This is a genomic window from Salinivibrio costicola subsp. alcaliphilus, from assembly GCF_001996185.1.
Taxonomy (GTDB): domain Bacteria; phylum Pseudomonadota; class Gammaproteobacteria; order Enterobacterales; family Vibrionaceae; genus Salinivibrio; species Salinivibrio costicola.
In genome coordinates, this window is sequence record NZ_MUFR01000043.1 from 1 (window position 1) to 24,533 (window position 24,533).

24 protein-coding genes and 1 pseudogene are annotated in these 24,533 nt (G+C 49.6%); 13 read left to right on the forward strand and 12 right to left on the reverse strand.

Going from position 1 to position 24,533, the window contains the following annotated elements:
- Positions 1–332: 332 nt before the first annotated feature.
- From BZJ21_RS12940 to BZJ21_RS12965, 6 genes are all read left to right on the forward strand, one after another.
- Entirely contained in the window at positions 333–728 is a 396-nt protein-coding gene (locus BZJ21_RS12940; RefSeq protein ID WP_174566348.1) for a GFA family protein, read from the forward strand.
- Positions 729–1,103: 375 nt separating this feature from the next.
- Positions 1,104–1,586: a YehS family protein gene (locus BZJ21_RS12945; RefSeq protein ID WP_021024588.1), complete on the forward strand. Its 483-nt coding sequence runs from the start codon at positions 1,104–1,106 to the stop codon at positions 1,584–1,586.
- 186 nt (positions 1,587–1,772) lie between these two features.
- A complete protein-coding gene (locus tag BZJ21_RS12950) occupies positions 1,773–2,159 on the forward strand; it encodes a hypothetical protein (protein ID WP_077461021.1) in 387 nt (128 codons plus the stop codon).
- A gap of 75 nt (positions 2,160–2,234) precedes the next feature.
- Complete coding sequence (locus BZJ21_RS12955) at positions 2,235–2,732, forward strand: ASCH domain-containing protein (protein ID WP_021024590.1); 498 nt, start codon at positions 2,235–2,237, stop codon at positions 2,730–2,732.
- 159 nt (positions 2,733–2,891) lie between these two features.
- Positions 2,892–3,152, forward strand: coding sequence for a type II toxin-antitoxin system Phd/YefM family antitoxin (locus BZJ21_RS12960; protein WP_077669991.1), 261 nt, complete (start codon positions 2,892–2,894; stop codon positions 3,150–3,152).
- Positions 3,139–3,408, forward strand: coding sequence for a Txe/YoeB family addiction module toxin (locus tag BZJ21_RS12965; RefSeq protein ID WP_201788226.1), 270 nt, complete (start codon positions 3,139–3,141; stop codon positions 3,406–3,408). Before BZJ21_RS12960 ends, BZJ21_RS12965 begins: the two co-directional genes overlap by 14 nt.
- A gap of 79 nt (positions 3,409–3,487) precedes the next feature.
- Here the strand turns inward: BZJ21_RS12965 and BZJ21_RS12970 are convergent, their stop codons facing one another.
- Complete coding sequence (locus BZJ21_RS12970) at positions 3,488–3,685, reverse strand: hypothetical protein (protein WP_077669992.1); 198 nt, start codon at positions 3,683–3,685, stop codon at positions 3,488–3,490.
- A gap of 105 nt (positions 3,686–3,790) precedes the next feature.
- Here BZJ21_RS12970 and BZJ21_RS12975 point away from each other — a divergent pair, with 105 nt between their 5' ends.
- Positions 3,791–4,078, forward strand: coding sequence for a YkgJ family cysteine cluster protein (locus BZJ21_RS12975; RefSeq protein WP_021024594.1), 288 nt, complete (start codon positions 3,791–3,793; stop codon positions 4,076–4,078).
- Positions 4,079–4,131: 53 nt separating this feature from the next.
- Here BZJ21_RS12975 and yciA read toward each other — a convergent pair whose 3' ends face one another.
- Positions 4,132–4,530 (reverse strand): acyl-CoA thioester hydrolase YciA, encoded by a 399-nt coding sequence (gene yciA / locus BZJ21_RS12980; protein ID WP_021024595.1) that lies wholly within the window; start codon positions 4,528–4,530, stop codon positions 4,132–4,134.
- 114 nt (positions 4,531–4,644) lie between these two features.
- A complete protein-coding gene (locus BZJ21_RS12985; protein ID WP_077669993.1) occupies positions 4,645–5,988 on the reverse strand; it encodes a sodium-dependent transporter in 1,344 nt (447 codons plus the stop codon).
- A gap of 518 nt (positions 5,989–6,506) precedes the next feature.
- Between BZJ21_RS12985 and cls the strand changes: the two genes are divergently transcribed.
- On the forward strand, positions 6,507–7,967 hold the full coding sequence (gene cls, locus BZJ21_RS12990) for a cardiolipin synthase (protein WP_077461026.1): 1,461 nt from the start codon (positions 6,507–6,509) through the stop codon (positions 7,965–7,967).
- A 74-nt stretch (positions 7,968–8,041) separates the two neighbouring features.
- On the opposite strand, the gene trpA is transcribed toward cls, so the two are convergent.
- From trpA to aroF, 7 genes are all read right to left on the reverse strand, one after another.
- On the reverse strand, positions 8,042–8,866 hold the full coding sequence (trpA, locus tag BZJ21_RS12995) for a tryptophan synthase subunit alpha (protein ID WP_021024597.1): 825 nt from the start codon (positions 8,864–8,866) through the stop codon (positions 8,042–8,044).
- On the reverse strand, positions 8,866–10,056 hold the full coding sequence (gene trpB, locus BZJ21_RS13000) for a tryptophan synthase subunit beta (RefSeq protein WP_077461030.1): 1,191 nt from the start codon (positions 10,054–10,056) through the stop codon (positions 8,866–8,868). Before trpB ends, trpA begins: the two co-directional genes overlap by 1 nt.
- Before the next feature lie 75 nt (positions 10,057–10,131).
- Positions 10,132–11,520: a bifunctional indole-3-glycerol-phosphate synthase TrpC/phosphoribosylanthranilate isomerase TrpF gene (trpCF, locus tag BZJ21_RS13005; RefSeq protein ID WP_077669994.1), complete on the reverse strand. Its 1,389-nt coding sequence runs from the start codon at positions 11,518–11,520 to the stop codon at positions 10,132–10,134.
- Positions 11,517–12,536: an anthranilate phosphoribosyltransferase gene (trpD, locus tag BZJ21_RS13010; protein ID WP_394329761.1), complete on the reverse strand. Its 1,020-nt coding sequence runs from the start codon at positions 12,534–12,536 to the stop codon at positions 11,517–11,519. The genes trpCF and trpD overlap by 4 nt, the downstream gene beginning before the upstream one ends.
- A 102-nt stretch (positions 12,537–12,638) precedes the next feature.
- Positions 12,639–13,262, reverse strand: coding sequence for an aminodeoxychorismate/anthranilate synthase component II (locus tag BZJ21_RS13015; protein WP_077669995.1), 624 nt, complete (start codon positions 13,260–13,262; stop codon positions 12,639–12,641).
- The gene (locus BZJ21_RS13020; RefSeq protein ID WP_077669996.1) at positions 13,259–14,863 is read right to left on the reverse strand and encodes an anthranilate synthase component 1; all 1,605 of its coding nucleotides are present in this window, start codon (positions 14,861–14,863) and stop codon (positions 13,259–13,261) included. The genes BZJ21_RS13015 and BZJ21_RS13020 overlap by 4 nt, the downstream gene beginning before the upstream one ends.
- Positions 14,860–15,873, reverse strand: coding sequence for a 3-deoxy-7-phosphoheptulonate synthase (gene aroF, locus BZJ21_RS13025; RefSeq protein ID WP_077461176.1), 1,014 nt, complete (start codon positions 15,871–15,873; stop codon positions 14,860–14,862). Before aroF ends, BZJ21_RS13020 begins: the two co-directional genes overlap by 4 nt.
- A 569-nt stretch (positions 15,874–16,442) precedes the next feature.
- Between aroF and rnm the strand changes: the two genes are divergently transcribed.
- Together rnm and BZJ21_RS13035 are read left to right on the forward strand one after the other, a co-directional pair.
- Positions 16,443–17,345, forward strand: a complete 903-nt coding sequence (rnm, locus tag BZJ21_RS13030) for an RNase RNM (RefSeq protein ID WP_021024310.1) — start codon at positions 16,443–16,445, stop codon at positions 17,343–17,345.
- 90 nt (positions 17,346–17,435) lie between these two features.
- Positions 17,436–18,056 carry an L-threonylcarbamoyladenylate synthase gene (locus BZJ21_RS13035; RefSeq protein ID WP_077577260.1) on the forward strand — a complete coding sequence of 207 codons (621 nt, stop codon included), beginning with the start codon at positions 17,436–17,438 and terminating at the stop codon, positions 18,054–18,056.
- Positions 18,057–18,224: 168 nt separating this feature from the next.
- Here BZJ21_RS13035 and BZJ21_RS13040 read toward each other — a convergent pair whose 3' ends face one another.
- Positions 18,225–19,307, reverse strand: a complete 1,083-nt coding sequence (locus BZJ21_RS13040; protein WP_077461037.1) for a glycerol dehydrogenase — start codon at positions 19,305–19,307, stop codon at positions 18,225–18,227.
- 346 nt (positions 19,308–19,653) lie between these two features.
- On the opposite strand from BZJ21_RS13040, the gene dhaK reads away from it, so the two are divergent.
- From dhaK to ptsP, 3 genes are read left to right on the forward strand one after another with little or no spacing between them, the layout of a single operon-like run.
- Positions 19,654–20,712 (forward strand): dihydroxyacetone kinase subunit DhaK, encoded by a 1,059-nt coding sequence (gene dhaK, locus BZJ21_RS13045; RefSeq protein ID WP_021024313.1) that lies wholly within the window; start codon positions 19,654–19,656, stop codon positions 20,710–20,712.
- 13 nt (positions 20,713–20,725) lie between these two features.
- Positions 20,726–21,361 carry a dihydroxyacetone kinase subunit DhaL gene (dhaL, locus tag BZJ21_RS13050; RefSeq protein ID WP_025673984.1) on the forward strand — a complete coding sequence of 212 codons (636 nt, stop codon included), beginning with the start codon at positions 20,726–20,728 and terminating at the stop codon, positions 21,359–21,361.
- A 1-nt stretch (position 21,362) separates the two neighbouring features.
- Entirely contained in the window at positions 21,363–23,765 is a 2,403-nt protein-coding gene (gene ptsP / locus BZJ21_RS13055; protein WP_077669997.1) for a phosphoenolpyruvate--protein phosphotransferase, read from the forward strand.
- 65 nt (positions 23,766–23,830) lie between these two features.
- Here the strand turns inward: ptsP and BZJ21_RS13060 are convergent.
- Positions 23,831–24,439: pseudogene (locus tag BZJ21_RS13060) on the reverse strand (helix-turn-helix domain-containing protein); the annotation flags it as partial.
- Positions 24,440–24,533: the final 94 nt, after the last annotated feature.

A 24,533-nucleotide genomic window follows, 5' to 3' on the forward strand; every position in this document is an offset into this window, starting at 1 on the left:
CTTTCTTCGGAATATCTCGGCATAGTGTCCTCCATTAGCCCTCCATAGCTGGATTTTAGCGCGATTCAATATCTGGACAACTATCCTGACACCGGGGGGGATTCGTTAGAGCCGTATATCCATCACAAGCGCTTCCTAAATGGTGAACCTTTGACTCTCGCAGAGGGCGCCTACAGCCGGAATGATTTCGAAAAATATGCCCTGTACTGTAGGGATCTAAACACATAACACGGCCAAGCACGGCGGCGCCCTTTGACCTTTAAATTGCGCCTTTGGCTCCATTCCAAGGGTGCGCATGCTGCAAGCGTTAGAAAACTAGGAAGTTACGGATGATCAAGGAAGTTGGAAGCACAGTAATTCAAGAGTTTCACAAAGCTCAATGTCATTGTGGTTCAGTCGAGTTTGAGCTGCACTTGCCACAGGGCATCGAAAAGCCTAGGCGTTGTGATTGCTCGATATGCCGTCGTAAAGGAGCAATAGTAGCCTCAGTAAAATTGGATGGCATTCGTATTTTGAAAGGTAAAGAGCATTTAAAACTTTATCAATTCAATACGAATACAGCAAAGCATTACTTCTGCTCAAACTGCGGTATTTATACACATCACCAAAGGCGTTCAGATCCAAGTGAGTATGGTTTTAATGTGGGTTGCTTAAACGGGGTAAATCCATTTGATTTAGGTGATGTTGTAACAAATGATGGGGTTAATCATCCAGCGGACAAACGATAACGACTTATGAAGGATATAGACATGCGTGATCATTACGATTTTTCTGAGTCCGTTAAGAATCCATACGCCAAGAAGTGCGTCGTCAATCACTCGTTTTTGGCGAGGTTTTTATCTCACATTACGCCGTCTCTGAGCATTGAACTTACGATCACCGTCATATTACCAACGGTGCAGGTTCATTCTTTTAATGCGATTTATTACGCAGTTTGGATCGCCTGCTATCGAAGAAGGACGATGAGGCTCAGTCAAGCCTGAAGTGATGACTTTGCCTTAAATGAACACAATTGATAGGGAATAGAGAGTAAACCTGATATGATCCATGTCTTCCAGTTTTCACGTTGATAGCACTGGATTTACCTAAGACTAGGAACTATTTTGACCAATAATGACATTTTACGCCGTGTACGCTATACATTTGATTTAAAAGATAATGTAACAACTGAGATCTTCGCTTTAGCCGATTATACAGTGACCAATGATCAAGTCAGTCGCTGGCTGAAAAAAGAAGACGATGAATATTTTGTTAAACTTAGCGATACAGAACTAGCGATATTTCTGAATGGCTTTATCAACCTTAAACGTGGTAAACGAGACGGTGAGCAGCCTAAGCCAGAGCAAAGGCTAAGTAATAATATCGTTTTTCAAAAATTACGCATTGCTTTGAACTTAAAAGCAGACGATATTTTAGATATTCTGCAGCTTGCCGATTTTCGATTAAGTAAGCATGAGCTCAGTGCCTTTTTCCGTAAACCGGATAATAAGCACTATAAAGAGTGCAAAGACCAAGTGCTGCGAAACTTCTTATCAGGCCTCCAGCGTCAGTTACGTCCAAGTAGTGACCAATTCGATGTGGAATAAGCGATAACACTGTCAAATAGCTTCCTCATCTGCGTGCCTAGCAGCATGAGGATGACTATTTACAAGAAACACGTATAAAGGAATGTTTGTGTGAAAAGTAACTGTGTTCTCTTTTTTACATTCACAGCAATGCTGCCATGTTTTAGTTCTGTGGCTGCAGAGCTCCCCATTAAAAAGCAGAACCTAATGGGGCAGTGGACATGCTCGTTTACCATGCAAGGTGATAAAGTCTACAAAGAGCAATGGACATTAAAAGATAACAACGCGTTCTCACTACAAGGACGTGTTGAATATTTTCTTGGCGAAAAGAATGCGCACTTTTTATATGATGCGACAGGTGAATGGGAGTTAATCAACGAGACAATTAAGTTGGTTTACAATCCGTTTGAGTTTCAGAGCAAAGACAGCTTCAGTCAAGATTATATCTCCGATATTGAAACCGTATACATTACACCGGCATGGAATGGCACACGACGATTTCAGTACGACGTTGAAGCGTTGTCAGCATCACGTATGCAAATCGGCGATGACTACGATAGCTGGCAATGTAAAAGAAACAAACGTGCGAATTAAACGGCTAAAACTACTTTGTTGATAACTCGCGCAACGTGCCAAACCGCGAATTAGGTAGAAAGATCAAGGATGCTAATGAATACAGAACAACAGGAATACTTAAACGCCTACCTTGCCACTTTAAGTGACGAAGAACGTCAGGCCGTGCCTGAAACCATTGCCGAGTACTTTTGCGCGGATGAATACAACGCCAATGAATGCGCTCGTTTGATTGACCAAGGCATTAAACGCGCATCGTGCAGCTTAAAAGCCTGCTATGAGATAGAAAACGAACCCTACCCACAAGTGGGCCGTTTAACTGTGGTGCTTAACTGGGCGCAGCAGCCGGTTTGTATTATTAAAGTAACTGAAGTGAGCGAGTGCCCGTTTGATCAAGTGACTGCTGAATTTGCCGCAGCGGAAGGTGAAGGCGACAAGAGCTATGCGTGGTGGCGGCAGGCACATCTTGCATTTTTTGAGCAGGAAGGGCGAACACTCGGCGTGCCGTTTACAACCCAATCCCCTTTGGTGTTAGAGCGCTTTGAGAAAGTCTATCCGTTTGATAACCATGAAACTAAGCAGGTAAGCGCATGATAAAACAAGTCGGTCAAACATCCATCCAACCCGAACACTTGGCCCGCTGTCACTGCGGGGCGGTTGTGTTAAGCGAATAACCACTAAACATGTTCTTTAAGTTGTACATGTCTGGTTTGTTGCTCTATACTTCGATGTTGTACGAATAGGAGTGATCCGATGAAAATCATTTCGTTTACTGAAGCGAGAAATGGCCTCAAAACGGTATTAGATGGAGTGGTTAATGACGCTGATACCGCTGTCATTACCCGACGTGATGCAGAGGATGCGGTGGTGATGTCGCTTGACTACTACAACAGCCTTATGGAAACCGTTCATCTGTTGCGCTCATCCGCCAATGCTGAGCACCTAAATCGCTCTATTACTCAGTACAAGATGGGGAAAGCGATGGAGCACGCGTTAGTCGATGACGATGAGTAGTCGCTTACTTTGTTGGACGGATGATGCGTGGCGTGACTACGTTTACTGGCACAGTCAGGATAGAAAAACACTCAAGCGAATCAACAAGCTTATCCTCGATGTAAAACGAACGCCATTCGAGGGAATAGGTAAGCCCGAAGCACTAAAAGAAAACCTGACCGGCTTTTGGTCGCGGCGTATTGATGATACCAATCGGCTGGTTTACGCCGTGGATGATAGGTCTATTACGATCCTATCTTGCCGATATCACTATTAATCACCTAGCGCCTGCGGTGCACAATGGCACAATAAAGGTACGAGGCGTCATGTTCACCGTCCTCAATAAAAACGACTCCTTATAACGCCTCCGGATAGTGTGTTTTCAGTAATTCGTCGACCACCGCCAGGTTCTGGCCGAGCTTTCTTAGTGCCAGCAGGCGCGTTTTGCTGAACTTGGCATCTTTGGGCACCAAGCGCATGATGTAGGCCGCGCGTTTGCCGTGGGAATTGAATGCGTTGTGATCCCAAGTGTAGCAATTCAGTGAGTCAAACACATAAACTCCTTTCTATCTTAAACTCCCTTCTATCTTAGAGCCTTGGTTCGTCAACACGGTCAATTTAGCGTAGGATGCCAGTAATCCAGTCACATGTAGCTGTTTATGACTATTGAAGTAACAAACGTGCCAACCTCCGATGTTACCTGCGCGACGTGTAAAGCGTGTTGCTGTCGCTTAGAGGTGATGCTGATTACTGATACCGGTGTACCGAGAGAGCATATTGAAATCGATGCTTGGGGCGGAGAGGTAATGAAACGGCTTGACGATGGTTGGTGCTCGGCGGTTGATCGAGACACGTTTATGTGCACGATTTATGAAAATCGGCCTTGGATTTGTCGTGAGTTTGAAATGGGCTCAGATGAATGCATCGATGAGCGTAAAAACATGTAACCACGATTCACCGTGAAAAAAGAGGGCCTGTTGAGCAAACAGGCCCTCTTTTTTTATTTTTTGATCGCGCGAGGGCGGCCGTTCTCATCAATGGCAACATAGTTAAATGTTGCATGACTGACCTTATTACGATCACCAATTTCATCATGGCTGACGGGCTTAACCCATACCTCGAGTTCAATGGTTATCGACGTATTGCCGATACGTTGGCAGGTACCGTAGCAGCAGACCACATCGCCGACGCTCACCGGTGATTTAAAGGTAATGTCATTGACTGAGACAGTCACAACGCGACCGCCTGAGATTTCTTTCGCCAAAATGGCGCCGGCCAGATCGAGCTGAGACATAATCCAGCCACCAAAAATATCACCATTGGCGTTAGTGTCCGCAGGCATCGCTAATGTACGAAGCAGCAGTTGGCCGCGTGGGCAGTTGTTTTTATTGTCAGACATGGCTCTCTTCACATCTTATTGAAAAGGGGCAATGCGCCCCTTTTTTACAGTACAAGATAAGAATTGTGACCGCTAACACAGCATTCGGGCAAGTTTTTATTGGTCCGATAAGCGTTAAACCCAATCCCAGCCGAAGACCAACAGCATTAAAATGGGGCAAATAACGCGCACATAGCCGGGCCAAATTTTCCAGAACCAGGTGTCGCCCAGTTCAGGACTGCCTTGCACCAACTCTTTTAATATTTCGTTGCGGTGCCATAGCCAACCGGCGACAAGCGCAAACAGTAGGCCGAGAATTGGCTGTGCGTATTCGGTGGTCACGGTGACGACCAAGCCAAACAGCTCGCCAAAGTTGTAGACGATGATGGCCGAGGCGGCGGTGATCAGGCCACCTATCCACCAGACCGCTTTTTCTCGTGATTGTTTCAGCTCTTCGGTCGCACAGGCGACAGGCACTTCAAGCATGGAAATCGCCGAGGTGAGTGCCGCAATCACCATGAGCAGGAAGAAGGCAAAACCGATGAATAAGCCAGCCGAGCCCATGGTGTCAAACATGGCCGGTAATACGCTAAATACCAGGGTGTCGCTGCTCAGCAATTCGCCCGCTTCGCTGTATATCGCCACCCCATTGTGCTGTGCCACAAACATGGCGGGCATGATCAGTAGCCCCGCGGTAAAGGCAATGCCCGTATCGAGTAGCGCAACTTGCGCGGCCGTTTTAGGAATGCTGGCAGATTTGGATAAGTAAGAGCCGTAGACCATCATCACGCAGACACCGAGCGATAACGAGAAGAAGGCTTGCCCCATGGCACTCACAACCAGGCTAGGTGACAGGTGTGACATATCGGGGATCAGGTACATTTTTAAACCGTCGATCGCACCCGGTTGGAACAAAATGTACACCACCATGACCACGAACAACAAAAACAGGACGGGCATAAGGCGGGATGACCAACGTTCAATACCGTTAGCAATGCCATTGCGCACAACCAGGATGGTCGGCACCATAAAACACAGCATCAATACCAGATTTCGGGTATTGCTAAATGATTCTAACCAGGTTGCTGTTTCGGTAAAGCCCAATGCGGTGAGTAAAGGCGAGACCATAAACCCGACCAGCCAGCCAGCGACAATGGCATAGAAGCTCAGAATACCCGTCGCTCCCAGCATACCGACTAAGCCGAGCAGGCGGCCCAACCACTTGTGTCCGCCGGCAACCGACGACAAAGAGCGAACAGGGTTGGCATTACCGTAACGACCAATAGTGAGTTCTGCTATTAAAAGAGGGTACGCTAGGATAAAAACCATTAGCAGATAAATGAATAGAAAAACGGCGCCGCCGTTAGAGGCGGTTTGGGTAGGGAATCCCCAAATGTTGCCTAGCCCAATGGCTGAGCCTGCTGCCGCCAAAATAAACCCAATGCGGGATGAAAATTGTGCGCGTTGTGTGTTTGCCATACCTACTCGTTATCGTTTGCGATAATTAATTGATTTTTTTTAACGACACCTCAAGATGTCGTCGTTGATGAAACTGTCAAAGGTGTAAACTTTTTATTACGAACTTGGATGAGTGATTCCTAGCTCAAAGACTCGTAAGTAAAACAGTTTATGCGTAGAATTTGAAGATCTTGCCGTATGTAATGCCTAAAATAAGCATAATTTCCCCATATTCTTCCTGCTCGTGATGACTTCTTCGACAGTGACAAGCGCGATTCGCTACCTATAGTGAGTATCACAGTGACTTTCTCTGCTGCAATTACTTATTTAACAATCTAGTAACATTGCGGTGAGTTGTCACAATAATATGACTGACTGCGCTAAGATAAGCGCCAATGATGTGCGTTAACTCACTGTCGAGTCTGATTGTGTCGTAACCTAAAGACAAGACGTTGCTTGCACCCGCTCATAACCTAGGCAGAATGGAAGAGCTAGCGGGTTAACCCTTTATTAATGACTATCAAGGTGTGCACTTGGGCATGGAAAAAGTCTACGAAATCCTTACCGTACTGTTGTTGTTACTGTACTGGTTAACAATTGCGGGTGTAACGATACGCGTGGTATTCAAGCGACGCGCACTGGGCGTGTCGATTGCTTGGCTGATGATTATCTATATTCTGCCGATTGTGGGGGTGATTGCGTACCTGCTTTTTGGAGAATTGAACTTGGGGAAAACCCGAGCCGTGCGGGCGAAAGCGATGTTTGAGCCTTATCGTCAGTGGCTGTTAAGTTTACAAGCGTGTCCCGCGCACCGTCCCCATCATATTAATGAGCAATCCCACCATGTGAACCGGCTCTGTCATGCTCGAATTGGTGTCCCTGAGCTCACGGGCAATCAATTGGCGTTGAAAACGGAACCGGCAGAGATCCTTAAATCTGTGGCACTCGACATTCGTCAGGCGCAAAAAAGTGTGGATATGGTGTTTTATATCTGGCATCCGGGCGGGCACGCTGATGAGGTGGCGCAGGCGGCGTGCGATAAAGCAAAACAGGGCATTCCAGTGCGGATCATGTTGGATTCTGCAGGGAGCAAAGCTTTTTTCCGTAGTAAATGGCCTCATGCGATGCGCGAGGCCGGGGTTGAGCTGATAGAAGCACTGGCGGTGAACCCGTTCAGGATGTTCTTTCGTCGCCTCGATATTCGCCAGCATCGTAAAGTGGTTATTATCGATAACCAACTGGCTTATACCGGCTCGATGAATATGGTCGATCCACGATTTTTCAAGCAAAATGCGGGTGTTGGTCAGTGGGTCGATGTGATGGTTCGCGTGTCGGGGCCGACGGTATCGGTGCTTAGCAGCGTATTTGCCTGGGACTGGGAAGTTGAAACCGGCATTCGTGACCTGCCCAGTGCGCCCGAATGCTTGATGATAGAAGATCATCAACATGCCAATCATGCCGTACAAGCGATTCCGTCAGGGCCTGGATTGCCTGAGGGAATGATCCAACAAGTGCTCACCTTGGCCATTCACCAAGCGGAAACCAGTATTACGATTACCACGCCTTATTTGGTCCCCAGTGAAGGCCTGATGGTCAGCCTGCAAACCGCGGCGCAACGCGGTGTGAAAGTGACGATCATTGTGCCGGAAAAAAATGATTCGCTGATGGTGGAGTGGGCGAGTCGCTCATTTTTTGAGGACTTGATGTCAGCGGGGATAAACATCTATCGCTTCAGCGGTGGCTTATTGCATACCAAGTCAGTGCTTGTCGATGAGCAGTACTGCTTAGTGGGAACGGTAAATCTTGATATGCGCAGCCTATGGTTAAACTTTGAATTGACTTTGACTGTCGATGACCCTGAATTTTGTGCTGCTATTAACCAATTACATCAGGATTATCTGGCTCAGTCTTCGCGCGTGAACCCTGAGAGCTGGCAACAAAGGCCGGTTTACCTCAAACCTATCGAGCAGTTTTTTTATATGTTTAGTCCGCTGTTGTAAAAAAAGCCCACCATGGCACGACTTGCCTGGTGGGCTTTTTGCTATCGGTACTGATGACGACAAGCGACTGAAAGCTACGAGGCGTGTGCTGTTGCCGCTTTCATGGCTCGGACAAACTCAGTAAGCGCGTTGAGCATAGTCGGCACGTCGTGCTGATGGGTTTCAATAATTTTCACCACCGCTGAGCCTGATATTGCACCGGCGGCTCCGGCCACAATGGCTGCCTTGACTTGCTCAGGGGTTGAAATACCAAACCCAAGTAGCGGGCGCGGTGCTTGATGATGAAGTAGGGTGCCTAGCAAGTGCTCGACCGGTGTGCCGGCTTTGGCTTCCGCACCTGTTACCCCGGCGCGCGATACCAAATAGGTATAGCCACGACCCAGCTCGGCCACTTTGGCGAGGGTTTTATCGTCCGCATTGGGTGGGGCGATAAAAATCGGATCGATACCGTGCGCTAGGGCGTGATCACGAAAGGGGGCGGATTCAGAAATCGGGGCATCGGCGATAAGCACCGAGTCGACGCCAACCTCAGCGCAGCGGGTGTAAAATGTTTCGATACCCCGTGCATAGACTAAGTTGGCGTACATTAATAACCCAATGGGAATCGTGGGGTGCTTGGCACGAATGGTCGCTAACATGTCAAAACAGGTATCGGGTGTAGTGCCGGCTGCCCGCGCTCGGATGGTGGCATCTTGAATGGTCGGCCCATCAGCGAGCGGATCGGAAAATGGCATGCCGAGCTCTAGGGCATCCGCGCCACCTTCAATCAAGGCATCGACCACGGCGAGCGATTGCTCAGGATTCGGATCCCCCAAGGTCACAAAGGGAACAAAGGCGCCTTGCTGTTTGGCATCCAAGTTTGCAAACATTGATGAGTATCGCGTTGATGGTGCCGCCATTACAGCTCTCCTTTGCCTTCTAAAATCTCATAAACCGAAAAAATATCTTTGTCGCCTCGGCCCGATAAATTAACCACCAATATCTGCTCTTTATTGGGGTCGGCGGCGATCATTTTTTGCGCGTGTGCCAGGGCGTGGGCGGTTTCTAATGCGGGAATGATCCCCTCATTACGCGCCAGTGATTGAAAGGCTTCCAGCGCCTCGTCATCCGTGGCCGCCGGGTATTCAGCACGACCAATGGCGTTGAGGTGGGCATGTTGAGGTCCCACGGACGGGAAATCTAACCCCGCAGACACGGAATACGACTCTTCTACTTGGCCATATTCATCTTGCATTAATGGCGATTTCATCCCAAAGAAAATCCCGGGCTTACCGTGTTTTAAGGGTGCGCCGTGCTGATCGGTATCGAGTCCTTTACCGGCCGGTTCCACGCCAATTAAGCGCACGTCTTTGTCTTCAATAAAGTCCGCAAACATGCCAATGGCGTTTGAGCCGCCGCCGACACAGGCGATCACCGCATCGGGCAAGCGGCCTTCTGCGCGCAGGATTTGTTCGCGGGTTTCTTCGCCAATAATGCGTTGAAACTCGCGCACAATGGTCGGGAAAGGATGAGGGCCGGCCGCGGTGCCGAGCAAGTAGTGCGCGGTATCATAGTTGGCAGACCAGTCGCGCATCGCCTCGTTACAGGCATCTTTGAGGGTCGAGGAGCCCGCGTGCACGGGGATCACCGTTGCGCCCATCAGCTTCATGCGAAACACATTGGGGCTTTGACGTTCAACATCCTTGGCACCCATATAAATGCGGCATTTTAGCCCCAACAGCGCACATGCGAGTGCGGTCGCCACGCCGTGTTGTCCGGCGCCGGTTTCGGCAATAATTTCTGATTTGCCCATGCGCTGAGCGAGCATCGCTTGGCCAAGCACTTGGTTGGTTTTGTGCGCGCCACCGTGGAGTAAATCTTCACGTTTGAGATAGAGTTTAGTCTTGGTGCCCTTGGTAAGATTACGGCATAACGTCAGTGCGGTGGGGCGTCCCGCGTATTCTTGCAATAGACGAATATAGTCGTCTTTAAAGGTGGGATCTTCTTGCGCATCAATAAACGCTTGCTCGAGTTGATCGAGCGCAGGCACCAAAATTTGTGGCACGTACTGGCCGCCAAATTCACCAAAATAAGGGTTAAGCTTGCTCATAATAATCCTTTTACGTCTTTAATTTGGTGCCGAGGTGCGTCGTTCACCCCGGCGTAATCACTCATCTCTGGACAATTAATAACGGCGTAGGGCACGAAACGCCGCGTTAAGCTTGTGGGCGTCTTTCACACCGGGCGCATGTTCGACGCCGGAGTTAAAATCGAGCCCTAAGCAGCCTTGTGCAGCGGCCTTTGCGGCATTGTCGGGCGTCAAACCACCCGCGATCATCACTTTGTCTTTGGCTGCTTTTGGGATCAGGTGCCAATCAAAGGTTTTGCCGGTGCCGCCAGATTGCTGACCGACTCGGCTGTCGATGAGGTGGCGGTCTGCGTCGACGCCGTCTAACGCTGGGGCGACATCAGACACACCGTGCGCTTTCCACATTTCACAGTGGGTCGGAAGCCTTTCGCGCAGTGCTTGTAAGTACGTAGCATCTTCATCGCCATGTAATTGCACCGCGTGTAGGTTGAGCTGATGGGCATGCGCTGCGACTGTCTCTATTGCGTGGTTTTGGAACACGCCCACATAGCGAAGCGGCGCGCCTTGCTGTACACGTTCGGCCACGGCTGGGGTTACCGCGCGCGGCGAGTGTTCAACAAAAATGAGCCCGCCATAAACCGCGCCCGCGTCATAGGCGGCGAGGGCATCATCGGCTGAGGTTAACCCGCACACTTTGTTATCGCCCAAGATCACTTTACGTAGCGCAAGCGTGAGATCGGGCTCTGCCATTAAGGCACTGCCAATCAAAAAGCCGTCGGCGTAATCGGCGAGGTCGCGCACATGGCGGTGGCTATGAATGCCACTTTCTGAAATCACGATCGCTTTTTCCCCCACTTGCGGAGCTAAGCGTTTGGTGCGATCGCGATCAATACTTAAATCGCGCAAATTACGGTTGTTAATGCCAATCACCACCGCCCCTAAGGCATTGGCCCGCGCCAGCTCGTCTTCGGTACTCACTTCGGTGAGTACCCCCAGCTTTAAAGACTCGGCTAAATCGGCTAGCTCACGGTATTCGGTGTCGTCGAGCACTGACAGCATCAACAAGATCGCATCGGCTTGATAATGACGCGCGAGGTAAACCTGATACGGGTCGATAATAAAGTCTTTACACAACACCGGCGCATCAACTTGGTCACGCACGATGGGGAGAAAATCAAAACTGCCCTGAAAGTAGTCTTCATCGGTGAGTACCGAAATCGCCGTGGCGAATGGCTTGTATGCTTGCGCAATGGCTGCTGGATCAAAGTCGTCTCGAATCACCCCTTTCGAGGGCGAGGCTTTTTTGCACTCCAAGATAAACTGCGAGCCCGGTGCGGCTAACGCAGCACGAAAATCACGATCGCTCGGCGTCAGTTGGTCGACAAAGCTATCTAACGGCTGGACTTTTTTGCGGGCGGCGATCCAGCGTTTTTTGTCGTCGACAATACGGCCTAAGATAGTGTCGTTGAGGGCTGACGTGGTCATACTGCGCTCCTTTGTGCTAACGCTTGCATGATGGTGTAAGGCTTGCCCGACGCCATCACGTCCAAGGCCTGTTGGGTATTTGCTTTCAAATCTTCTTGTCCGAATAAGCGTAGCAATAGGGCGACATTGATCGCTACCGCCGCTTGCTGGGCATCTGTGCCTTTACCTTGCAAAATCGCGCGGATCATCTCGCGGTTTTGCTCGGGCGTGCCCCCGGCAATGCTGTCCAGCGGGTATTGGGATACACCAAAGTCGCTGGGGGTCAGAGTGTAATGCTCAATCTGCGTTGGCGTGATTTCTGCCACCGTCGTAGGGCCATGGATCGCCACTTCATCCAGGCCGTCACCGTGAACCACGGCCGCGCGCGTCATGTTGAGGTTTTGCATGGTTTGCGCAATTGGCGTCACCAGTGCTTGGTCGTACACGCCCATCAGCTCAATACTGGGCTTGGCTGGATTGATTAACGGCCCAAGCAGGTTAAAGATGGTGCGTGTTTTCATGGCTTGGCGCACGGGCATCGCATGGCGCACACCGGTATGGTATTGCGGGGCGAATAAAAAGCACACGCCAAGTGTATCCAGTGCCGCACGCGCTTGCTCGGCAGGCATGGCCAAATCAATCCCAAACGCGGCGAGTAGATCCGACGAGCCGGATTTGCTTGAGACCCCGCGATTGCCGTGCTTGGCGACTTTCACGCCACAGGCAGCGGCCACAAATGCGGCGGTGGTAGAAATATTAATGGTGTTCGCCCCATCGCCACCCGTGCCGACGATATCGGCAAACGGATAGCTGGGACGTGGAAAAGGCTCGGCGTTATCGGTGAGTGCCTTCGCGGCGCCGGCGATTTCTTCGGGGGTTTCCCCTTTAATCTTCAATGCGGTTAACGCGGCGGCTAATTGAGCAGGCTCGAGCTCGCCTTGAATAATGGCGCTAAATAGTTGTTCACTGCGCGTTTGGCTGAGCGACTGCTGTTGGTAGAGCGCTTCTAGTAGGTGATCCACGGTTGCTTGATCCATCACTGCATTTAACCTCGATGTGTCTGTCCTGACGTCCGTACTTATTGGTGCTGTACGTGTTGTATCTCTATTCGTTTCTTTATTTATTGGTTTGTTTATCTATTAATCACGAGTGCCTTGGTAAAATTCACTCGTCCAATCAATGGTGTGGGTGAGTAGCGCCGCCCCTTGCGCGGTTAAAATCGATTCGGGGTGGAATTGATAACCGACTACATAGTCGGTGTTGTTAACCACGGCCATCACTTTCTGATCTTTGCCATCAAAGGTTGTGGCGATGACATCCAAGTTGGCAGGGACATCAGTGGCAACCAGTGAGTGGTAACGGGCGACGGTTAATGGTGAGGCAAGTGGACCAAATACCGCATGTTGCTGGTGGTGCATGGCTGAGGCTTTGCCGTGCATAATGGTGCCGGCGCCTGCCACTGTACCGCCGTAGGCTTCAACGATGGCTTGCTGGCCCAGACAAATTCCTAACATCGGCACGTGGCCGCGTAACGCCTCAATCAATGCGGGCATGCAGCCGGCATCGGCGGGTGCACCCGGGCCGGGCGAGAGCACCAGTAGCGGCTGGGGCAGGGCACGAATGTGGCTGACAATGGCATCAGCATCTAAATGGTGCCGGAACACCGTGACCGGGTAACCCAATGCGCGAAATTGATCCACTAAGTTATAGGTAAAGGAGTCCATGTTATCGAGCAAGACAATGTCCATTTTCGGGGTGCTCATGGTTGGCCTCCTTGGTGAGCAGCTTGAATCGCATGGATCACGGCTTGCGCCTTGCCGCGGGTTTCGTCCGCTTCCGCTTGTGGGTCAGAATCAAACACCACGCCTGCGCCGGCTTGCACGGTAGCAAGGTCGTTTTCAACGTAGGCGGAGCGGATCACGATGCAGGTGTCCATGTCGCCTGAACCGGTAAAATATCCCACCGCACCGCCATAGCTACCGCGGCGGCAATGCTCGGTATCACGGATCAGTTGCATCGCTCTAAGTTTCGGTGCACCGGTGAGCGTGCCCATGTTCATACAGGCTTGGTAGGCATGCAGCGCGTCAAGATCGGGTTTAAGTTGACCCACCACCCGAGAGACTAAGTGCATGACGTGGCTGTAGCGGTCCACTTTGAGCAAATCGGCCACGTGGCGGCTGCCGGGCGTGCTAATGCGTGCAACATCGTTACGGGCCAAATCGACCAGCATCATGTGCTCAGCATTTTCTTTTTCATCATTACGCAGCTCAAGTTCAATCCGGCTATCTAAGTCGTGATCAACGCTGCCTTGGGCCGTTTTTCCGCGTCGACGAGTACCGGCAATAGGGTAAATTTCGACTTGATTGGTCGTTTGGGTATATTTGAGTGCGCTCTCTGGTGAGGCACCAAATAAGCTGAATTCGCTATCGCGCAGATAAAACATATATGGGCTAGGATTGCCGTGTTTCAGCGCGCGATAGGCATTGAGCGGCGACGGGCACGCGAGAGTAAAACGGCGCGAGGGCACCACTTGAAAAACATCCCCGGCGATCACGTGTTTTTTTAGCGCTTCAACTTGCTGACAAAAGTTTGAATCGGAGACTGAAACTGCGACTGAGTGTTCAGTCATCACGGGCGCGTCGGGAAGTGGCGCAGGCGATAAGCAGGCTTCTTTGATGCGTTGCAAGCGGCGCGATAAATCCACGTAGTGGGCACTTGCATTATCGCCACCAAACAAGGTGCCTTGTAAGCGTGCTTGTCGGTGTTGGTGATCAATCACCAGTAAGCTCTCGGCGACATAAAAGAGATAATCCGGACAGCTCTCGGTGCCGTCTACGCTGGACAGTGTTTCGGTACTGGCGACTAAGTCATAGGCAAATAAGCCGCCGATAAACAGCGCATCGTCAGGCTGGTTCTCCAACGCGACGCTTTGTTTAACGACGCGCAGCGCATCAAACACCGACGCTTGGCGCAGGCGGGCGTCTTCATCCAATAGGGCACCATTGTCGTTAGGATGGCGGAATGTCAGTGTCAGTGCCGGCTGATTGTTACGCTCAGTGCTTTCTGCCTCACAAGGTAACGCTTGCAGCGCCGCACTTTGCCTGATGCTGTCGAGCAAATGGGCGCCATTATGGGTCAGCGCTTGCAAGGTTACGGTTTGCGCCCGGCATTCAATCCGTACCGCGGCGTCAACGAGCATCAGACTTTTCACGTTGCGCTTTGAGTCAATTTCAGCTGACTCCAGCAACATACTAAAGGGTTTATCTTGGCACACGGCGGCATACAGCTCGGTCGGATCGGCCACATAAGGCACCGACAGTTGGAGCGTATCGAGCTCGCCGTATTGGAGGTGATGGGTGTTCACAGCTTTCTCCCTGCCGCTTGAACAAAGGGGGTTAATTCTTGCATTAGCTGCGCGAACATATCGCCGGTCAATGCTTGGTGACCGTCTGACAACGCCTCGCTTGGATTCAGATGGCTTTCCACAATAATGCCATCTGCGCCGACGGCTGCAGCCGCGCGTGATAGCGGCGTGACGAGCTCTCGCACACCCGTTCCATGGCTTGGGTCGACCAGTACTGGCAGGTGGCTGCGTTGTTTCATAAAGGCCACCGCGTTTAAATCCAAGGTGTTTCTTGTGGCGGTTTCGTAAGTGCGAATGCCGCGCTCACACAAAATCACATTAGGGTTGCCCGCATCGACAATATATTCCGCTGCCAGCAAACATTCTTCGATAGTGGCGGAAAGGCCGCGTTTTAACAAGACCGGTTTGCCAGTTTCTCCCACTGCTTTGAGTAAGCCATAGTTTTGCATATTACGTGCGCCAATTTGCAAGCAATCAATGTATTCACACACGGCATCGACTTGGCTGATTTCCATCACTTCTGACACGGTTGGCATGCCGGTGAGCTCACTGGCTTTTTTTAGCAGCTTAAGCCCTTCTATTCCCATGCCTTGAAAATCATAAGGGCTGGTGCGCGGCTTAAAGGCACCGCCACGTAACACGCGAGCGCCGTGGGTTTTAACTCGCTCTGCCACGGAAAGCAATTGAGGTTCCGACTCCACCGAGCAAGGGCCTGCCATGACCACAAAGTCTTGTCCACCGACAGGCACATTGCCGATATTTACTACGCTATCGTGCGGCTGCACATCACGGCTGACGCGTTTGTACTTGGTTAAAATCGGTTTCACTTCTTCAACCAGCGGGTTGGCCTCAAAGTGACATTGTTGCAAAACGCGTTCATCGCCCAACGCGCCGAGTACGATGCGCTCAACCCCTGGCATGTAAAGCGGTTTTAATCCGCACTGCTCGATTTGGTTGAGTAGCCCTTTGGCGTCCTGCTCAGTGGCTTGGGGTTTAAGTACAATAATCATCAAATATCCTTTTAAACTATGGTTGTGGATTACCGTGGCTGAATGCTTAGTGGCCAAATGCTTAGTGGCTAAATGCGTAGTGGCACGATAACGCTTAATGGCAAAGCTCAGAGACAAAAACGCCCGCGTCAGTGGCGGGCGTTGTGAATAAGGTAGCTGTTGATACAGCCTGTCACACCGCCCGTAAGGAGCCGTGCCACCCAATAAGCGCAACAGAGGTCATAGATGTCGCTAGCGCGCTGACGGCCAGTACTGCAGTGGGTGCCGTGTAAATGCCCTTTGTGCGAGGCGAGGTATTGAAATACATGCTGCGAGACTCCGTTGTGACTGTTACCCTTAGCGCCATCTTGCTCTCCGAGACCGAGAAACGGTGCGCGTTAACTTGTGTACTAGTAAACTGATATTTTGTCTCTGTGTCAACGGGGAAAACCAAAAGAATGCAGAAAAAGTGCTGAAAAAGCGCACCATAAAAAATAACAAATGAATCAATAGTGTTCGCGTACGTGCATTAACTTGCTTGCGTTAGCATCACCAGAGTGCGTGGACATATTAAGGAAACCCGATACACCATGATCATTGATTTACATAGTCACACGACGGCCTCAGATGGCCGTTTATCGCCCCAAGATTTAGTGCAGCGTGCGGTTGAGCGCCGTGTGGGGGTGTTGGCGATTACCGATCACGACACCACTGCCGGGCTGGTGGATGCGCAAGCAGAAATTGACCGCCAAGCGCTGCCCCTTACCTTGGTCAGCGGTATTGAGATTTCTACTCTGTGGCAAAACTTTGATATTCACATTGTGGGCTTAAATATCGATCCGCACCATCCGGCATTAATCGCGCTGATTGCCGAGCAAGCTGAGCGACGCCAACAACGGGCGGAGTTGATTGCTGCACGGCTAGAGCGCTCGCATTATATAGGCGCGTTAGCGGGTGCACGTGAGCTGGCCGGTGATGCACCGCTAACTCGTGCGCATTTTGCCCGCTGGCTGGTGGAGCAGGGCCACGCGAAAACCATGCAGGCTTGTTTTAAGCGCTTTTTAACTCGAGGCAATACGGGGTATGCGCCGCCAAATTGGTGTTCGATTGCAGAGGCCGTTGAGGTGATTCACCAAGCCGGTGGACAGGCAGTACTCGCTCACCCGGGCCGATACAAACTCAAGGCTAAGTGGCTGAAGCGACTGCTAACGGCGTTTTCTGAGGCGAAAGGCGATGCCATCGAAGTCGCACTCCCTCAGCAGTCGCAACAAGAACGTCGTTTGCTCGCTGACTACGCGCGGGACTATGGCTTATTGGCCTCATTGGGCTCAGATTTTCATTACCCTTCACCATGGACAGAGCTAGGCCGAAATCTATGGCTGCCTAAAGACTGCCAGCCGCTTTGGTGGAATTGGGCATGGTTAGAGGCTGCCGAGCAGAAACAGCAATCAATAAATCAACTAGATAGCAACCAGTCAGACGCGTTACAATAGAAGGATAATAAGGATTATCCGGCGCGTCGGCCACTATCGCTGGGTTGCGGTGCGCATCCAAAACGTGGTCAAGCTACAGCAGGAGGAACCATGAGTCAGTTTTTTTATGTCCACCCAGAGAATCCGCAGGCGCGGCTGATCAAGCAAGCGGTGGAAATTGTGCGAAACGGTGGGGTGATTATTTATCCGACTGATTCGGGCTATGCGCTTGGCTGTCAGCTTGAGAATAAACAAGCGCTAGAGCGTATTTGCCGTATTCGTGATCTCGATAAAGATCATAATTTTACGTTGCTATGTCGCGATCTTTCTGAGCTTTCACTGTATGCACGGGTGGATAATGTTGCGTTTCGGCTAATCCGGAACAATACCCCAGGGTCGTATACCTTTATTTTTAAAGCGACCAAAGAAGTGCCAAAACGTTTGATGAATCCAAAACGTAAGACCATTGGCATTCGTGTTCCCGATAATCAAATCGCCCTAGATTTGCTCGAAGCCTTGGGTGAGCCATTAATGTCGACCTCGCTGATTCTGCCCGGTAATGATTTCACCGAATCCGATCCCGAAGCGATACGCGATCATTTAGAACACAGTGTGGATTTGATCATGCACGGTGGGGTGTTGGGTGAGCATCCAACGACGGTGGTCGATTTTAGCGACGGTGCGCCTGAAATTCGACGCCAGGGTCGTGGTGATTCGACGCCGTTTGATTAATCCTTTATTGCCAGTGAACCAACAAACATTGCACTGCGTAATTATCAGTGCAATGTTCTTGTTCTGATGTTGCGTCAGCCAGTGGTTGACCTTCCATTCCCGCCCAGCCACCTTGCTGGGCGTTTTTTTATGATCCGATATGTCTCAATTTATGCGGTAGGCGATGCACTATTGACCCAGTTGATGCGCCGTTAAAATTGCGGAATAAACATTATCTGCCGTTACAGGAAATGGCATGTTATGGATAGTCTCTCCTTCAGCAGTTGATGCTTCTGCCACCGCACGCAACGTCGTATGATTCAGCGTTTTTACGCCCATATCAAAAAGATTGGTCGGTAGGCCAACGGAACGGCAGAAAGCGAGGACGGTATTTATCTCTTCCATTGCCGCGTTTTCGAGTACGAGTTGAACAAGTGTACCAAATGCCACCTTCTCGCCATGGTAAAGGTGGTGGCACTCCTCAAGCTTGGTGAGACCGTTATGGATGGCATGTGCGCCGGCTAGGCCACTGCTCTCAAAACCGATACCGCTTAGGTAGGTGTTGGCTTCAATAATGTTTTCTACCGCCTTGGTACTCACACCATTTTCTACTGCGATTTTCGCTTTTAAGCCATCTTCAAGTAATGTTTCATAACACAGTTTTGCTAGCGCTTGCGCGGACCGGGTCGCAAGCCCACCGGCCATGGTTGCTTTACCTGACGTCATATTTGCACGAGCTTCAAAGTAAGTTGATAGCGCGTCACCCATCCCGGAAACCAGTAAGCGAACCGGTGCTTTAGCGATGATCGACGTATCCATGATCACCATGTCCGGATTTTTAGGAATCATCAAGTATTCAGAAAATTCACCTTCTGGGGTATAGATAACAGCGAGAGCCGACGTTGGCGCATCTGTAGACGCGATGGTCGGCACAACAACAACGGGAATTTTGGTATAGAAAGCAACGGATTTTGCCGTATCTAATGTTTTCCCGCCGCCAATACCGACGATGACATCATGTTGCTGTGTCGCACAAATATCGGTGATGCGCTCAATCTCAGCACGCGAACACTCGCCATTAAAAATATTGGTTGCGAGTGATATCTCTTCATCAGCAAAACTCTGTTTTACCTCTGCACCCACCAAGTCGGTCACGAACGCATCAGCGATGGCTAATGGTTTCTCACCAAGACTTTTTACATAGTGTGCAATCGAGCTCAGTACTTGCTCACCTTGGACGTATTTACTGGGGCTAATAATTATTTTGTCCATAATTCAGACCTTTATTCTTTATTCTGTGTGTTTTCTGCAATGAAAAACCATTGTAGGGAAGGCGCTATATTAGGACTGACAGCTCAAACGAGAAAGGATATCGAGGATTTGAATAGAGCTTTTATGACCGCAGTGTCAAATCCGTCGCGAAAGAAAAAACGACAAACCCTGCTTTATGGCATTGATCACTATTCAGACTGTTTGCGTCATTCATGTTCCATATTGAAACGAAATAAAAAGATAAATTGTTCCACTATGGAACAAAATTATTTTTGTTGAGCCCCTGTTTTCTCTGCTTAAGATGAGTTCATACCCTACGTGAAAATAAATGGAATGAGATAGAACGATGAAAAAGCTAATCAATCAAGTCGATGATGTTGTCTTGCAACAAATGGAAGGCCTCGCGTTGTCCCGTCCTGAGTTAAAGGCCAATTACGAACCTCGTTATATGTGGCATGAGGAAACACCAGGACAAGTCGCGTTAGTGTCTGGTGGCGGTTGTGGTCATGAGCCATTGCATGCGGGTTTTATTGGTAAGGGTATGTTGACTGGAGCGTGCCCGGGAGAAGTCTTTACATCGCCCACACCGGATCAAATGTATGAGTGTGGTAACCAAGTAAACACCGGTGAGGGCGTGCTTTTTATCATTAAAAACTACACGGGCGATGTGTTGAATTTTGAAACGGCCGTGGAGCTACTTCATACCGATGGTATCAGTGTTGGATCAGTCTTGGTGGATGATGATGTGGCCGTAAAAGATAGCCTTTACACCGCTGGCCGTCGTGGCGTGGCAGGTACTGTGTTAGTGGAGAAATTAGTCGGCGCTGCGGCAAGTAAAGGTTATACGTTGGCACAGTGTGAAGCGCTTGCTCGACGCGTCAATAACCAGTGCCGATCCTTTGGTGTCGCGCTTAATGCTTGTGTCGTGCCAGCCGCAGGTAAGCCGTCGTTTATCTTAGAAGATAATGAAGTGGAGTTTGGTGTTGGTATCCATGGTGAGCCTGGTATTAAACGCATGCAATACACAGACGTCGATACTTTGGTGGATGACATGTTTGCTGAACTCGCTGAAAACGCACCTTATCAGCGCACGTTACGGATTTGGAATCGTGAAGAAGGCGAATGGGATGAGGTCGTGTCTAGTATTGAGCCTTTTTCTGCCGATCATGACTACATCGTGATGGTCAATGGTATGGGAGGCACGCCAATTTCTGAGCTTTACGGCGTGTATCGCCGTCTAGCGCATAACTGCGAGCAAGCGGGATTCCGCATCGTACGAAATAGGGTAGGTAACTTCTGTACGTCGCTTGATATGGAAGGGGTGTCAATCACCTTACTCAAAGCGGATAAAGAGATGTTAGAACTTTTTGATGCACCCGTTGATACTGCCGCAATCAACTGGTAACAGGGGAAATAACATGCAAATTGAAAAAACACATATTATTCACTGGTTAGAGTTGTGTGCGACGACCTATCAAGACAACCAAGATTTTCTCACGGATCTTGATCGTGATATCGGCGATGCCGACCATGGTCTCAACATGAATCGTGGTTTTAAGAAAGTCGCGGAAAAACTGCCACAAATTGTCGAGCAAAACATTGGTAGCATTCTAAAAAATACGGGAATGACATTATTGTCTAGTGTCGGAGGCGCGAGTGGCCCTTTATATGGCACGTTATTTATTCGCACAGCGGCGGCTGTCGGGACTCGAGAACAATTAACCTTTGAAGAGCTGATCGACGCGCTAAAAAGTGGGGTCGATGGTGTGGTTTCTCGTGGTAAAGCTGAATTAGGCGACAAAACCATGTGTGATGTTTGGCTACCGGTTTTGACGAGTATAAAGGCATCGTTAGATAAGGGCACAAGTGCTGATCACTTACATAATGAGATGGTTGAGCTCGCAGAAGCGAATGTATTAGCCACCATTGAAATGCAAGCGAAAAAAGGACGAGCGAGCTATTTAGGTGAGCGCAGTATCGGTCATCAAGATCCCGGTGCTACGTCCTCTCTATTAATGATTAAAGCACTAAAGCAAGCAATAGCAGGTAATTAAGATGGTGGGAATTGTTGTTGTCTCTCATAGTCGTCGCCTTGCTGAGGGGGTCGCTGAATTAGCGACCCAAATGACCCAAGGCAAAGCGAATATCGCCATTGCTGCAGGTGTTGATGATCCTGAAAACCCGATAGGTACCGATACCATTGCTGTCATGGAAGCGATAGAGCGGGTGAATGATGAAAAAGGCGTTATTGTCTTGATGGATCTCGGAAGCGCATTGCTAAGTGCAGAAATGGCGCTAGATCTCCTTGATGATCAAATAAAGGAAAGTGTGACGTTAATATCAGCGCCCATCGTCGAAGGGACGATGGCGGCATCGGTGGCAGCAGCGGCAGGGTTACCGTTGGCAACCGTGGTTGAGGAAGCGCAGAATGCCTTGGGTGTAAAACAAGCGCATCTAGGTGATCAGCCATCAACAAATGCGGAACCCGCGCAAACGGCGAAGCAGGACAAAGAAGCGCTGACATACGACTGGATCGTGCAAAATCCGCATGGATTACATGCTCGGCCAGCCGCCGCCATTGTTGGCGCACTGGCGCGCTTTGACTGTCAACTCTGGCTACAAAAGGGCGACCGACAGGTCAATGCAAAAAGTCTCAATAGTATTGCGAAGCTTGGTGTCCGTTGCAATGAGACCATAACCATACATGCCCTTGGTTCCCAAGCCGTGGATGCGATAGCAGCATTTAAAGCTCTCGCACATGATCACTTTGGCGAAAAACAGGCCGTTGATGATGGTGCTCTCGAACATCAAAGCGATGAAGTTGATGCATTACAGTATGAGGTGAATGCGCAAACCATTGAAGGTGCGATCACGGGGATTAGCGTGAATGAAGGTATTGTAACGGCGCCCGTTGTTCTTTTTACCAGTGACATGCCACCCGTACCCGATCGTCCCTTTGGTCATAAAACCGATGAAATTACGCATGTTAAGCAAGCGATAGAGTGTGTTGTTCAACGTTTACAACGTCAAGCAAAGCAAGCGAAAGGAGACATATTTTCGGCGCATAGCATGATGTTAAGTGACCCTGAATTGTGGCAATCGGTCGAATCGCATATTCAGTCAGGCATGATTGCCGAGCAAGCTTGGCTAGAAACCCTTCACGCGCTGGCGGAAGAATATCGTCATGCTGAGACGCTATACATGCGCGAACGTGAAGCTGATGTACATGATATTGCCCGCCAAGTGATGATTGAAATGACAGGTGCCAAGCCTCAGGCCATTGAGATTCAGGAGCCAAGTATTTTATTGGCCCATGACCTTATGCCCTCGGATGTGGCTGGATTAGATAAAGAAAAAGTGCTCGGTATTTGTTTAAGTGAAGGCGGTAAAACGTCCCATAGTGCGATACTTGCTCGCGCGATGGGGATCCCCGCGATGGTAAAAGCGCAAGGGTGTCTCGATGCCGTTCGGTCAGGTCAAATGGTGACGCTTGATGGCTTCAAAGGGCACTTATGGTTTGCGCCGTCAGATGAGATACAGCAGGCGCTAGACGCACAGAAAATTGAATGGCAAAACGCGCGAAAAAGTGCGCTAGCGAGCGCACAGCAAGTGGCGATGACTCGCGATGGTATCGCTATTCCCGTTTTAGCGAATATTGGTGGACCGAATGATTTGGAAAATGCGTTAACATCGGGGGCAGAAGGTGTTGGTCTATTTCGTACCGAGTTTCTATTCCAAGACAGTGAAGCCTTACCGACTGAAGATGAACAATACCAAGTTTATCGAGACATTGCCGCTGCGCTCGGCGATAAACCACTCACCATTCGTAGTCTCGATGTGGGAGGGGATAAACCTCTAGCGGCTTATCCTATGCCTGAGGAAGATAATCCTTTTTTAGGCTTGAGAGGGGTACGTTTGTGCCTCAAGCATGAAGCTTTATTTAACACGCAACTGCGCGCGATTTTAAAGGCGTTTCAGGTACAGCCGAATATTCAACTGATGATACCCATGGTCGCGCAGGTTGAAGAAGTAAAAAAAGTGAAAGCATTGTTGGCGCATCAAGCTCAGCAGCTAGGGATGGATGCAAGTAAGCTTCCTGTCGGTATTATGATAGAAGTACCCGCTGCTGTCCTAAATGCGGATGCGTTGGCGCAAGAAGTTGACTTTTTTTCTATTGGTACCAATGATTTGACGCAATATGTTATGGCGGCAGATCGCGGCAATACGGCAGTCGCAGAGCTTGTGAATTACTTTGAACCGTCGGTATTAAAAGCCATTGAATTGACGTGTGCTGCCGGTGAGCGTGCTGGTATTCCCGTGAGCATGTGTGGTGAGATGGCGGGTGATCCGAACGCAACACAGATGTTACTTGGTATTGGTCTTCGTAAGTTCAGCGCTAGTGCTAGCCTGCTGCCTGGACTCAAAGCTCAGATTCGCCAACTGTCTTTGCAGGCATAGCGTTCCTCTACGTATAAACCGGCGTTCAACGCCGGTTTTTTTATATGACTTTTTAATATGACTCGTTAGTACCACTCCATCTGTTCATGTAAGCCAAATTTTTTGATTTTTCGCCATAGTGTCGTGCGTCCAATTTGCAGTGCTTTGGCCATCTCGTTCATTTTCCCATTACATTGATTCCAAGCCTGAACAATGGCTCTTTTCTCGGCTTCTTCTAGGGTTATGATCGGCGTATTATCTGTACGATGATGGGCGTTCAATTTTATGTCCTCAGGAATATCACTCAGTTTGATCAAGTTTGAACCTCGATTAAGCAAGATGCGCTCAATTCGGTTTCTTAACTCGGAGTTATTTCCTGGCCAACGAAAATTCATTAACGCTTCCAATGCCACTTGTTCTATCGAGAGGGTTACATTGTGGCGACGCTCGTAATGGCTAACAAGCTGCTGGACAAGATGTTCGATGTCTTCTCTGCGTTTTCTTAGTGGCGAAATAGGGAGTTCGTTTGAGGATAACTCATAGTAAAGTTGGCGACCAAATGAGCGCTGTGTAACATATTCGCTGATTTCTGCGGTCGTGCTGGTAATGAGTTGAAAGTCTACTGGGATCAATCGCAAGCTGTCGCTACGGCTTACCAAGCCTGTCTTTAATAACTTTAGTAACACGGCTTGTAGATACCATCTCTCCGAACCATCCGTAAAGGGTTATGTAACCACTTGCGGGTGGTATTCGCTTTGATGTTTTACAACACCAAAACAAATCTGTACC